The sequence below is a fragment of the Methyloversatilis discipulorum genome, from assembly GCF_018780585.1.
Classification (GTDB): Bacteria; Pseudomonadota; Gammaproteobacteria; order Burkholderiales; family Rhodocyclaceae; genus Methyloversatilis; species Methyloversatilis discipulorum_B.
In genome coordinates, this window is record NZ_JADMJL010000007.1 from 41,220 (window position 1) to 53,561 (window position 12,342).

A 12,342-nucleotide genomic window follows, 5' to 3' on the forward strand; every position below is an offset into this window, starting at 1 on the left:
TTCGACCTGCGCCCGCCGGCTGCACGCAGAATCAGGCGCCGTCCGGCCGCACCTTCGGAACGCTGCCGTCGGATCGTCCCTTCAGGTAGGCGTACAGGTCGTCGAACTTGTCGGCCAGGTAGGGGTGGCCCGGCATGCCGCGCTCCAGCCGGCCATCGGTGACCGCGTGCCGTACTTCGTCCTTCGACAGCTTCTTCAGCGACTCGATCAGCGACGGGCCGACCATGCCCTCCTGCGCCGGACCGTGGCAGCGCTCACAGGCCGCCGAGCGCCAGGTCTTCCAGCCCTTCACGATATCGCCACCGGCGACCGCCGTGCCGTCCGCCGGCGCAGCGCTCGATGCCGGCGCAGGGGCGGGCTGACCGGACGGAATGGGACGTGCGTTCTCCGTGGTGTCGGGCGGGGTCTTGCCGTTCGGCGTGGTCGGTGCGTTCTGCATCGTATCGGCCGGGGAGGGCGGCGTGGCGCCCGGGCCGGGCGCATCGGGCAGCGGTGACGCGGCAGGTGGCGAGGGCAGTGCCGGGGCGGCGGTATCAGCCGCGGGTGCGGCGGCATCGGTCGACGGGGCGGTGACGGGTTTCGGCGGGTCCTGCGGCTTGTCGCAAGCGGCGAGCAGCAGGGCAAGACTTGCGACGGCGAGATGCGTGGTTTTCATGACGATCCTCCAGTCTGTTGTGGGCGGGAATCGGGTGCTGTAGACGATGGTAGGCCGGATGTGACCGGATGGTGTGCGTTGTAGTCCTGTGCCGACGGTGCACACGCTTCGTGGCATGCTGCGCCTTCCACAAGAACAGCCGGAGGAGACGCATCCGTGAGCAGACTGTACGACCCGCAGCACCGCAGCTTCCAGGACGAGTTCGGTACCCGCGCGATGGCCGACCGCATCGAGGAGCTGGCCTGCCGCACCGAATTCGACGACGACAGCCGGGGCTTCATCGAGGCGATGGACATGTTCTTCCTGTCCACCGTCGATGCGCGTGGCCGACCGACCGTGTCATACAAGGGTGGCGACCCCGGCTTCGTGCGCGTCGTCGACGAGAAGACGCTGGTGTTCCCCAGCTACGACGGCAACGGCATGTTCTATTCGGTCGGCAACATCGCGCAGAACGCCGAAGTCGGCCTGCTCTTCATCTCCTTCGAGAAGCCGCACCGCATCCGCGTGCAGGGCAGGGCGACCGTGTCGCGCGACGATCCGATGATGGCCTTCTACAACGAAGCCGATTTCATCGTCCGCGTCGAGCTGTCCGAGCTCTGGCAGAACTGTCCGCGCTACATCCACCGCTATCAGCGCGTCGACCGTTCGCGTTACGTGCCGCGTGCCGACTGCGAAACGCCGCTTGCCGAATGGAAGCGCATCGACCTCGTGCAGGACGTGCTCCCGCCGGCTGACGCGGCGCGTGCTCAGGCGGCTGGCACCGTGGGCATCGAGGAGTGGATGGACAAGGTGAAGTCAGGCCACCCGGAGGCCTGAGCCCGTTCCCGTTCGCGCCGGCTCAGCGCAGCAGGCGCGACGGGACGAGGCGGCGCAGCGGCCGGCCGGCGATTTCGCGGAAGCGCGGACTGTGCAGGCAGATGCCGCCGACCAGCCCGACGACGCAGCCGAGGACGGTGTCGAAGAAGCGCGCCAGAACCAGCGGGCCAGGCACGGTGTGGCCCAGTGTGGTGGCTTCGGCGAGCAGGATGGTGAGCGGCGTGATGAACACCACCGCGATGCCGTAGTGACGCACCACCATCGCCTCGATCACGAAGCTCAGCGCCATGACGCCCAGGCCCACGCTCCACGGGCCGAGCGGCAGCATCAGCATGCCCCAGGACAGCACCATGCCGACACCGGTGCCGAGCACCCGCTGCAGCTGCTTGTTCCACACCGCGCGCAGCGAGGCACCCTGGATCACGGCGAGGCAGCTCACCGGAACCCAGTACGGCTTTTCCAGCTGCAGCGCCTGGGCCAGCGCCAGCGAAATGCCGACGAACGCGCCGATTACCACCGAATCGAACACGACGAAGTCGAAGGTCGGCGCCGGCGGTGGGACCACCGGTTCCGGCGCACGACGGCGCAGCGCGTGCAGGCTGTAGGCGAAGCCAATCAGGCAGGCGAGCAGGCAACCCAGCGCGATCAGACCGACCCGCGCTGGCAGCGTTGCCGGTTCGACCGGCGTATAGACACCGATCGCGGCCGCCATGACGAAGAACAGGCTGCCTGGTGGCCCCACGCCATAGACGCGACACACCATGGTGACGACGATGGCGACGAAGGTCAGTACCGGAATCAGCAGCGGCGCCAGCGAGGGCGGCAACAGATGGCTCAGCGCGCCCAGCGCGTAACAGGCGACCATACCGAAGGCGCTCGCCATCAAGGACACCATGCGGTGTGACAGCGGCGTCGCAGGCAGATAGAGGAAGACCAGACCGCCCAGTGACGCGACCAGCCCGTCGGCCATGCGCCCGTAGTGGGCGCCGGCCAGCAGCGGCAGGCCGGAGGCCAGCGCGGCAGCGAACGGCATCGGCCATGCGCGGTCGCTGGCATGCAGCGTGGTCAGCTGACGAAATTCGTTGGCGAATGTCGCCTTGAGCCGGTCCCAGGCGCCCGTTGATGGCATGGACGGTCCTTCTGAATGCGGAGAAGACCGAAAGGGTAAATCGGTCGGCACCGGTAGCGGAGTGCCTGGGCGGGAACGCTCCCGGCACGCGGCGCAGTGGCCGCGCACGACCGCACCCGCACGGCTGGTGCCGTGCCTGTGATGGACTACAGGCGGAAACGCCCGGTCAGCTCATTCAGACTGCCGGCCAGCGACTGCAGGTGGGTGACCGAACTGGCGAGCGTATTCACGGCCGACTGGTTCTGTCCGGACATGCTGGCAATGTGCTCGACGTTGCCAGCGATATCGCTGGCGGCGCGGCTCTGCTGTTCCAGCGCCTGGTTGATGGCGCGCACCTCGTCGGCGGCAACCGTTACGGCGCGGTGCGCGACGGTGATGACGCCGGCGGCCGAATCGCTCGACGACTCGGCGACACCGACGGCGTTGCGCCCCTGCGTCAGCGCATCCGACAGGCCGGCGGCACGCTCCGACAGCGAGCGGGTGATGGTGTCGATCGCGGCGGCCGAGGTTCCTGATTTCTCGGCCAGCTTGCGCACCTCGTCGGCCACCACGGCGAAGCCACGACCCTGTTCGCCAGCGCGTGCCGCCTCGATCGCTGCGTTCAGCGCGAGCAGATTGGTCTGGTCGGCGATCTCGCGCACTTCGCGCGTCATTTCGGTGATCTGGCGGGCGTTCTCGACAAAGGCGTCGGCAGCGCCCGACACCTCGTTCATCACGCTTGCGGTGCGGCCGATCGAGCCGCGCAGTTCGGTCAGATGGGTCTGCGCCCGGGTCGACTGATCGAGCGACTCGTCGGCCTGCCGTGCCGCATTGCCGGCGTTGTCCGCCACCATTCGGATGGCGGCGGTCACGTCCTCGATCGACGACGCGGTCGAACTGGCCGCCTGGTTCTGCGCGCTCGACGCGGCGGCAACCCGCTGCGATTCGCTGCCGACCACACCTGACGCCTCGACCAGCGACTGTGCCGACTGCTTGAGCTGCAGCACCAGCGCGCCCAGATCCCTGCGGATGCGCTCGGCGCTCTGCGCGATCGCGCCCAGTTCGTCGCGTGTCGTGCAGGCGACCGGCTGATGGAAGTCGCCGCTGGCCAGCCGTTCGAGATCGGACGACAGCGTCTTCGCCGGGCCGATGATGGTGCGCTGCAGTGCCCACAGGAAGAGGCCGAAGGCGACGACGACGACGACCGCGAAGGCGGCGCCGGTCAGCATGAGCTTGTTCAGTGTGGCGGCGCGGATCGCCAGCGCCTCGGCGCGCGTGATGTCGCCGGTCAGCGTGTCGATGGCCGACCACTCGACGCCGAGGCCGACCACTGCGGCGACCAGCAGCGCCGCGGTGCCGCCGCCGCAAATGACCAGAAGCTTGTTGCGGATGCTGCGAGAGATGAAGTCCATGAGCGTTCCCGGCGGAAAATTGGTGTGCGGATCAACCCCCGGTTTAACGACCTGTTTTGCGCAAACTTGTGTCGATCGGACGGCGTTTCTGCGGACATTTGACCTAAATCAGTCCGGCGTGCCGTGCCGGCGCCGGCCGTCCGGGCGAACCGGCGGCTGTACATGCGGTCTGTCCCGCGTCGCGGCGCGTTCCAGTCGCCGCAGTCTGGGGAGTCATTCATGTATTGGCGCATCTTGCTCATGCTGGCCGCCGCCACAGCCACGCCCTTGAGGGCCGAGGACAGGCCGGCGCAGGCCGGAGATTTCATCGAGGTGTTTCAGGGCCTGTTCGGCGAGCACAGGGGCGAGCGCAAGGGCCACGCCAAGGGTGTCTGTGCGGTCGGCAGCTTCACCGGCAGCGCCGAAGCCGCCCGGATGTTCAGTGCGCCGCTGTTCTCGGGTACGCGCTGGCCCGCGCAGATCCGCTTCTCGATGGCCGGCGGCGACCCGGCGGTCGCCGACAACGCACGTTCGCCACGCGGGCTGGCCGCGCAGTTCGAGCTCGGCGACGGCCGCGTGCACAACATCGCCACGCTGAGCACACCGGTGTTCGGCGCGGCCACGCCGGAGAGCTTCCTCGGCCTGCTGCGCGCCTCGCTGCCCGGCCCGGACGGCCGGCCCGATCCCGACAGAGTGGCTGCCTACCGTGCGGCGCATCCGGACACGCTGCCGCAGTTCCGCTGGCTGCAGCAGAACCCGCCTCCGTGGAGCTACGCCAGCGCGCAGTACTTCGGACTGCATACCTTTCATTTCGCGACGGCAGAGGGCGAGCGCGCGGTGCGCTGGCGCCTTCAGCCGCGCGACGGCGTGCGCGGCCTCACCGATGACGAGCGCGGCGGCGCCCCGCGCGACTTCCTCGCCGCCCGGCTGGGCGAGCGGGTGGCTCGCGGTCCGGTCCTGTTCGACTGGATCGTCACGCTCGGTCAACCGGGCGACAGCGAGTCCGACCCCTCACTTGCCTGGCCGGAGGGACGCACCGAGCTGGTTGCGGGCACGCTGTCGGTTACGGCTGTCGGGGGCGACGCATGCACCGGTCTCAACTTCGACCCGAACGTGCTGAGCGAAGGCATTCGTCCCGGCGATGATCCGATCCTGAAAATGCGCTCGCCGGCCTACGCCATCTCCTTCGGCAAGCGTCTCGGCGGGCGCTGAAACGGCAGCTGCCGTACGTTCATTCAGTCGACAGGCGAGGTTCGCAGCGCACCTCGGTCAGCACCGAGTTGGCGATGAAGCACTGTTCGTGCGCCGCGTGGTGCAGCGCCGTCAGCTCGACAGCCGTCGGTGCGCCCTCTCCGCCGAAGTGCACCGACGGCCGCAGCGTCACCCGCGCGATATACATCCTGCCGTCGGCGTTGCGCGCAAGTTCGCCCTCGGCCGCATCCTCGTAACGATCCACGACCAGCCGTTTGAGCGCCGCCAGTTGCAGGAAGGTGAGCATGTGGCAGGCCGCCAGCGCGGCGACGAAAGCCTCTTCCGGATCGACCGCGTCCGCCGCGGAATAAGGCAGCGGCACCACATGCGGCGACGACGAACCGGCCACCTCGATGCCGCCGTCGAAGCGGATCAGGTGGCGGCGGCTGTAACGCTTGTCGATGAAGGGCTGGTCGTCGCGGGACCAGAGGATTTCGGCGGTGTGAAGTGACATGGCGGCGGTAGTCAGAAGCCGCAAAACTGTTCTTCGCAGGGAATGCCGTCGCCGTCGCCGTCCATCTTGGGATCAGGACAGTTCTGCAAGAAGTATCGCGCCTCCGCGCAGGACGTCATCTGGCTGCAGTGCTGACGGCCGTCACAGCGAAAGCTCTCGCTCGAGAGACGAACGGGAGTTGCGTCGACCACCTTCGCATTACGCGAAGGAAATCGCTGCGCGTACTCGTGGTAGATCACCCAGCCGAAACCGGCGATCAATGCGATCGAAATGAGCGTGCCGAGCAGCCCCGATCCGCTTCGTGTGGACTGTCGGGCGCTGTCGCGGCGTGTCGCCGCCACACGAACCGGGCGCTCGACCGCCGTTGCCCGCTTGCGTCCGCGTTCGTCGGTCGTGATGTCGAACAGCAAGGTTTCACCGACAGCCGGTCGTCGTCCATCGCGCGGAAAAGCGGAAACATGCACGAAGACCGGGTCGCCGCCGGAACGCGGTTCGATGAAGCCGAAGCCCCGGTCGTCCTGCCACTTCGTCAGTTTGCCTTCGATGCGATTCATGGCGGCTCTCGGGAGGGGCGATTGCAGATGAACGCATCATTATGAGCGTGGCCCACAGCGCCGGGAAGTGGCGTCCTGCCCGCTTGAGCGATATCGGGTCGACAAGACGGCCGCATGATCTCACTGCCAGCGGCAGCCGCGCTCGTAGATCAGCGGCTCGTCCACCAGCACCCCTTCGGCGACCGTGTCGTGCTGCATTGCGTCGATCAGCACCGGACGTCGCGGCGCACCGTCCATCCGTAGCAGGTAGCGGCCGCTGGCGGCCAGGTCGGCGTGCATCAGGTAGCACTTCAGGTGCTGCGGAAGGAAGGGGAAACCATAGGGCACGTCACTGAGCCACAGCACGCGCTCGCCGGGATGCAGCACATAGCTGAAGGCGCGGGCGCGGCTGGACACCTGCACGCCCGGCAGCAGCTTCTCGTCGACCGCGCGCAGCAGCACGGGGTGGTCGGTATCGATGTCCAGGCGCACTGCGCCGGTGTCCGCCAGTTCGGCACCGTCGACCGGCACGATACCGCGGGTCAGTGCGACGCAACCGTGCAGTGCGACGGTCAGTGTCAGCAGAACGAAGCGGTGGAATCGCATCGCCGGGTGTGCTCAGCCGCCGCGCTGACCAAGCAGCCCCAGCGTCTGGCCGTCCGGCCGCCCATCGTAGAAAGCCGCCAGCGCAGCGCGGAAGCAGGGCTGGTCCGGCGCCACCTCGGCGAACAGGGTCAGGCAGGAGCGGAACTTCAGCGCATCGACTTCGCCCAGGATGTCTTCCGGGCGCCGCCCGGCGTGGGCGAGGAGGGCGTCGACACACTCGACCAGTCGTGCCCCCAGCAGTGGATGCGCGATGTAGGCGACCGCTTCGCTGCGGTCGGCGATGCCGTATTCGCGTGCCATCGCGCTGCGGCCGAGATCGCGCAGCTGCGGCAGCACGTACCAGATCCAGTGCGTGCGTTTGCGGCCGTCACGCAGTTCCTGCAGCGCCTGCGCGTAGTCGCGTGCCTGGGCCTGGACGAAACGGTCGAGCGGATCGGTCGGGGCGGAAGGCATGTCGGCAATATCGCAGTGCTCGGGACGGACAGCATGACACGACCGGAGGCGGCGGACGACCGCCCGCCGCCGTCCGCGACTCCAGAAAATCCTGAGCCGGCGGGGGGCGAATTGCACTGGCTGGCCGGTGCCGCGCCGCTCTACGCTGCAGGCCTGATCTTCCCGGATGTGCCCTCATGTTCCGTATCGCCCCTGTTGCGCTGGCATTCGCCGGCGCGTTGTTCAGTGCGGTCTCGATCGCCGCATCGCCCTGGGCTGGCGACCTGGCCCCGATTGCCGCCGCCGACTGGAACCGCGCCCGCGCCGCGCACCTGCTCGAACGGGCCGGCTTCGGCGGAACGCCGGAAGACATCGACGCCTTCGCCCGCCTGACCCCGGCCCAGGCGGTGCGTCGCCTCGTGTATTTCGAGGGCGCGCCGGCCGTGGCACTGCCGCCGTTCGAGCATTCGGGGGTGTTCGAGGCGGGGCTGGACCCGTTTCCCGCCAGCCGTCCGGCCACCACCGACCTCGCGCGCGACAGCGGCGAGGCGCTTGGCGTAACGGTCAAGGCGGGCGGCAACCGGCGCATGCAGCCGGTGGTGAACAAGTTCTTCTACTGGCTGCGCGCGAGCAAGCTCGAAACCGACCGCGTCGCCTACTGGTGGGCGAACCGCATGCTCACGTCGCCGCGCCCGCTGCAGGAGAGGATGGCGCTGTTCTGGCACGGTCACTTCGCCACCAACGAAGACAAGGTGCGCGACTACCGCAAGATGCTGAACCAGCTGGAACTGTTCCAGAACCAGGGCCTGGGCAGTTTCCGCACGCTGATGATCGGCGTCGCGCAGGACCCGGCCATGCTCTCCTTCCTCGACGCCGCCGTGAACGTGAAGGGCGCGCCGAACGAGAACTTCGCGCGGGAGATCATGGAGCTATTCACGATGGGCGTCGGTCACTACAGCGAACACGACATCCGCGAGGCGGCGCGCGCCTTCACCGGCTGGAACTACCAGGGCGTCGCCTTCCACATCGACGCCGCAAAGCATGACGGCGGGCCGAAGGACGTGCTGGGCCGTCGCGGCAATTACGACGGCGTGCAGGTGATCGACATCATCCTCGACCAGCCGGTCACGCCGCGCTACCTCGCCAGCAAGCTGTACCGCCACTTCGTGCGCGAGGACATCGACCCGGCGCTGGCCGAGGAACTGGGCCGGCGGCTGAAGGCGGTCGATTACGACATCGCTGCCTTTCTCGAAATGCTGTTCATGTCGCGCGATTTCCATGCGCCCGAATCGGTGGCGACGCGCATCAAGGGGCCGGTCGAACTGGTGGTGTCCACCTACCGCAAGCTGGGTCTGACCGAAGTGCCCGGCGTGCCCGACTTCAACGAAACCACCGCCGCACTGGGCCAGCGCCTGATGCATCCGCCGACCGTGGCCGGCTGGGCCCAGGGTCGCAGCTGGATCACGCCGGGGCTGCTGCTCGAGCGCGGCAATTTCGCGCTCGACGTCGCGCTGCCCGACATCAACTACATCCCGGGCGATCGCTACCCCGGCGCACAGGCCGGCTACGAAATCCGCAACATCCACGAGCGCGTCCGCAGCGGCCTCGACCTGAGCACCGCCACCAAGCCCGGCGGCGCGGATGGCGGCGTCGACATGATGGCGACGTCGAGCATGAACGGCGACCGTGACGAGGACTTCAACACGCGTTACGGCAGCTACCGCGGCTGGCAGATGGCGGTCGAGCGCGTGAAACCGATTCCGCGCACGGTGGCCCGGCTGGATCTCGCCGGCATGGTGCTGAAGGCCGGCTGTCGCACGCCGGAAGAGGTCGTCACCTACATGGAAGGTCGCTTCCTGTCGGTGCCGCTGGACGGCGCCACGCGCAACAAGCTTGCGGCCTTCCTCGAAAAGGAACTGGGTACGCGCGACCTGCCGGCCGCAGCCAGTTACGCCGAAGATCCGCTGCGCCTGCTGCTGCACGTACTGCTGAGCCGTCCGGAATATCAACTGGGTTGAGGCGAGGGCAGGGCGGGCGCAGGGACTTCCCGGCGTCACCTTGCCGCTACGCTGGAGAAAGCACATGAACATCGATCAGAAACGCCGCCGCATCCTGAAGGCCTCCGCCGGGCTCATGGTCCCTGGCGTGTTCGGCACCATCGCGCGCGCGGCTGCCGCCGCCGAAGCGGAGGACCGCATCCTCGTCGTCTTCGAAATGTCCGGCGGCAACGACGGCCTGAACACCGTGGTGCCCTACGCCGATGACCGCTACTACCGGCTGCGGCCCAACATCGGCATCCGCCCGGACAAGCTGCGCAAGCTCGACGAACGCTTCGGCCTGAACCCGGGCATGGCCGGCTTCGAGCGGCTGTGGAAGGACGGCCAGCTGGCCATCGTGCATGGCTGTGGCTACGACAACCCGTCGTTCTCTCACTTCACGTCGATGGCCTACCTGCACACCGCCGCACCGAACAGCGGCGACGACTACGGCTGGGTCGGCCGGCTGGCCGACACCATGTCGCCCGCGCCGGTGCCGAACTACCTGCTCAACATCGACGCCACGCAGTCGCTCGCGGTGCGCAGCCGCATCCACACGCCGGTGGTGTTCGACGAGCCGGAGCGTTTCATGCGCAGCGCGCTGCACCCGACGCGCGCACTGCTCGACGACGTGAGTGTGGCGAGCACGGACAACCCGTCACGCCGTTTTCTCGAACAGGTGGCGGTGAGCGCGCGCGAATCGTCGCTGGCGGTGCGCGAGGCGTGGTCGAACTACAAGACCAACCAGGATTACGGCATCGCTCCGCTGGGTCTGCCCAAGGTGGCGGCCTGCATCGCCGCCGGTCTGCCGACGCGCCTGTATTACGTTGGCTACCGCAACAACGCCTTCGACACCCACGTGCAGCAGGCTGACATGCACCAGCGCCTGCTCACCTACACCTCGGACGCGATCAGCGGCTTCCTGCGCGACATGGAACGCCTGGGGCAGGCCGACCGCGTGAGCCTGCTCGTCTTTTCCGAGTTCGGCCGCCGGGTGCCGGAGAACACCAGCCTGGGCACTGATCACGGCACCGCCAACGTGATGTTCTTCGCCGGCAAACAGGTGAAGGGCGGCCACTACGGCACGCCGTCCGACCTCGGCGCGCTGGACGCCGGTGACAACCTCGTCCACACGACCGACTTCCGCTCGGTCTACGCCAGCGCTATCGACGGCTGGTTGAAGCTGGGCGCCGCCGACACGGTGCTCAAGGGGCGCTTCGCGCCGGTGCCGGCCTTCGGCTGAGCCGGCCCGGTCTTCCGGTGCGCTGCTTTCAGCGCTGCCGGTCGGCCGTGCTTCGCCGCCGGGTCGCCCACAGGCCGGCCACGCCGGCGCTTGCCAGCAACGCGGCGGTCGACGGTTCCGGCACCTCGTTGGTGGGCCGGAAGTCGAAAGTCGCGGCAAAGGCGAGGTCCTGCCCGGCCGTGAATCGCCACTGACCGGAGAGCAGCTCGTCGAGATCGCTTTCGGCATCCCAAGGAATGTTGTAAGCGCCGCCGCCCAGATCCGTATTCGCGGTAGCGAGGCGCAGGCGCGAATCGTCCGGGATGCGCAGTTCGAAGTTGGTGGCGAACAGGAACATCATGTAGGTGCTGCCCGCCGTCACCTCGGCGTCGATGTCGAAGGTATAGGTGTGGAAGTCCAGGCCTGCCGTCAGTGGCACCGTCACCGGCGCGCTCGAATAGAGCAGCGGGCCGACGATGAAGCGCGTGAACGGGTTGTACTGCACCAGATGTGCGGTGAATTCCACCGGGACGGCATTGGTGTTGCTGCCCTTCAGCGCGTCACTGAGCAGGAAGGTGAAGTCGAGCAGGCGGTTGCTGCCGGTCGGCGCCACCAGGAACTGCCCCCAGCCGGAGAAGCCGGACGAACCGAAGTCGCCGATGCTGCTGCTGCCGTCCCACGACGACAGCGTGCTCACGACGATGGGCGCAGCCAGCGCCGGCGTGCCGCCCGCGACACCGAGCAGCAATGACGCGATCAGAACGATTCTCTTCATGTGGTGATCTCCCGGTCAGAACGGTCCGCGACCGGCTGTTGCCCACGGGCGCAGCGCAGTCTGGCCGGAGGCGGCGCCCGCGATCACGCGGACGCGGCTTCCTGAGTGCGGCGCTCATTCTGTTCGGCTGGCTCGCCTCAACGCAATACGCATATGCGCGTAGTGCGCGCCGGAGGTGGCGGTGAGCTGGCTGGGCGTTCAGCGTGCGTCCGGTTCGCTCCGGTTCGACGTCATGTAGGCAATCAGCGCCATGCGCATCGCCTCTTCGACCGACATGTCGACCTTGGTCACCCAGGCGCGCGGCACGAACACGGTGTAGCCGCCGATCATGTAGCCCATGGGCAGGTACACCGCGACCTGGTCCTCCAGTTCCGACAATCCGGCCGGCAGTCCGTCCATCGACTGTCGCGTCACCAGGCCGACGATGCCCATCTCGTTGCCCGGCATGCGCAGCAGCACCACCTGCTGGGCGGATTCACCGGTGTGCGGCGCGAAGTAGTCGGCGAAGTTCTTCAGCGACGAATAGATGCTCTTGACCACCGGCAGATTGGTGAAAGGCAGTTCGACCAGCGACAGCAGGCGCCCGGTCTCCGGTCGCGACACCAGCATGCCCAGGCCCACGATGAGCACGGCGCTCAGCGCGATCCCCAGGCCGGGCAGATAGAAGTCGCCGGTGATTGGCCGCACCATCATCATCGCCAGACTTTCGGTCCAGGTGACGAACAGCACCAGCACATAGACGGTCAGCGCCAGCGGCAGGAAGGTGATCAGGCCGCGGAAGAAGTACTGGTAGAGGCGATGCTTGTTCATGGCGGGGCGGTCGGGAAGGAGGCGCCCGGAGCATACCGTGTGCCGCAGGCGCATGTCGGTCCGGCCGCGCCCTTCGTAGGAGCGGTCCTCTGACCGCGACAGGGCTGTTGATCCCGCGCCGTCTGATGCTCAACCGCCGCAGTCGGGGTCAGAAGACCCCTCCCACAGAACTCCGGCTCCAGCCGTGGATCGGGCGCCATCCCTGTAGATACTGTTATCCGAGTCAAGCACCGTGAGCGGTTGGGTCGAAAGG

General features: G+C 67.7%; 13 protein-coding genes. 4 read left to right on the forward strand and 9 right to left on the reverse strand.

The window, feature by feature from the left end:
• Positions 1–31 precede the first annotated feature (31 nt).
• Positions 32–655 carry a c-type cytochrome gene (locus IV112_RS02235; RefSeq protein ID WP_304000829.1) on the reverse strand — a complete coding sequence of 208 codons (624 nt, stop codon included), beginning with the start codon at positions 653–655 and terminating at the stop codon, positions 32–34.
• Positions 656–811: 156 nt separating this feature from the next.
• Between IV112_RS02235 and IV112_RS02240 the strand changes: the two genes are divergently transcribed.
• On the forward strand, positions 812–1,471 hold the full coding sequence (locus IV112_RS02240) for a pyridoxamine 5'-phosphate oxidase family protein (RefSeq protein ID WP_304000830.1): 660 nt from the start codon (positions 812–814) through the stop codon (positions 1,469–1,471).
• Between the two features lie 22 nt (positions 1,472–1,493).
• Here IV112_RS02240 and IV112_RS02245 read toward each other — a convergent pair whose 3' ends face one another.
• Positions 1,494–2,600, reverse strand: coding sequence for an FUSC family protein (locus tag IV112_RS02245; protein WP_304000832.1), 1,107 nt, complete (start codon positions 2,598–2,600; stop codon positions 1,494–1,496).
• Between the two features lie 146 nt (positions 2,601–2,746).
• Positions 2,747–3,991: a methyl-accepting chemotaxis protein gene (locus tag IV112_RS02250; RefSeq protein ID WP_304000833.1), complete on the reverse strand. Its 1,245-nt coding sequence runs from the start codon at positions 3,989–3,991 to the stop codon at positions 2,747–2,749.
• Positions 3,992–4,210: 219 nt separating this feature from the next.
• Here IV112_RS02250 and IV112_RS02255 point away from each other — a divergent pair, with 219 nt between their 5' ends.
• Positions 4,211–5,182 (forward strand): catalase family peroxidase, encoded by a 972-nt coding sequence (locus tag IV112_RS02255; RefSeq protein WP_304000835.1) that lies wholly within the window; start codon positions 4,211–4,213, stop codon positions 5,180–5,182.
• A gap of 19 nt (positions 5,183–5,201) precedes the next feature.
• On the opposite strand, the gene IV112_RS02260 is transcribed toward IV112_RS02255, so the two are convergent.
• The 4 genes from IV112_RS02260 to IV112_RS02275 form a co-directional block, all read right to left on the reverse strand.
• Positions 5,202–5,675 (reverse strand): OsmC family protein, encoded by a 474-nt coding sequence (locus IV112_RS02260; RefSeq protein WP_304000836.1) that lies wholly within the window; start codon positions 5,673–5,675, stop codon positions 5,202–5,204.
• 11 nt (positions 5,676–5,686) lie between these two features.
• Positions 5,687–6,229, reverse strand: coding sequence for an excalibur calcium-binding domain-containing protein (locus IV112_RS02265; protein WP_304000837.1), 543 nt, complete (start codon positions 6,227–6,229; stop codon positions 5,687–5,689).
• A gap of 120 nt (positions 6,230–6,349) precedes the next feature.
• A complete protein-coding gene (locus IV112_RS02270; protein ID WP_304000838.1) occupies positions 6,350–6,814 on the reverse strand; it encodes a hypothetical protein in 465 nt (154 codons plus the stop codon).
• Positions 6,815–6,826: 12 nt separating this feature from the next.
• Positions 6,827–7,267 (reverse strand): DUF1810 domain-containing protein, encoded by a 441-nt coding sequence (locus tag IV112_RS02275; RefSeq protein WP_304000839.1) that lies wholly within the window; start codon positions 7,265–7,267, stop codon positions 6,827–6,829.
• Positions 7,268–7,443: 176 nt separating this feature from the next.
• Here IV112_RS02275 and IV112_RS02280 point away from each other — a divergent pair, with 176 nt between their 5' ends.
• Both IV112_RS02280 and IV112_RS02285 read left to right on the forward strand, forming a co-directional pair.
• On the forward strand, positions 7,444–9,264 hold the full coding sequence (locus IV112_RS02280; RefSeq protein ID WP_304000841.1) for a DUF1800 domain-containing protein: 1,821 nt from the start codon (positions 7,444–7,446) through the stop codon (positions 9,262–9,264).
• A gap of 64 nt (positions 9,265–9,328) precedes the next feature.
• The gene (locus tag IV112_RS02285; protein ID WP_304000843.1) at positions 9,329–10,525 is read left to right on the forward strand and encodes a DUF1501 domain-containing protein; all 1,197 of its coding nucleotides are present in this window, start codon (positions 9,329–9,331) and stop codon (positions 10,523–10,525) included.
• A gap of 28 nt (positions 10,526–10,553) precedes the next feature.
• Here IV112_RS02285 and IV112_RS02290 read toward each other — a convergent pair whose 3' ends face one another.
• Both IV112_RS02290 and IV112_RS02295 read right to left on the reverse strand, forming a co-directional pair.
• Positions 10,554–11,279 (reverse strand): PEP-CTERM sorting domain-containing protein, encoded by a 726-nt coding sequence (locus tag IV112_RS02290; RefSeq protein ID WP_304000845.1) that lies wholly within the window; start codon positions 11,277–11,279, stop codon positions 10,554–10,556.
• A gap of 198 nt (positions 11,280–11,477) precedes the next feature.
• Complete coding sequence (locus IV112_RS02295) at positions 11,478–12,089, reverse strand: DUF502 domain-containing protein (RefSeq protein ID WP_304000847.1); 612 nt, start codon at positions 12,087–12,089, stop codon at positions 11,478–11,480.
• Positions 12,090–12,342: the final 253 nt, after the last annotated feature.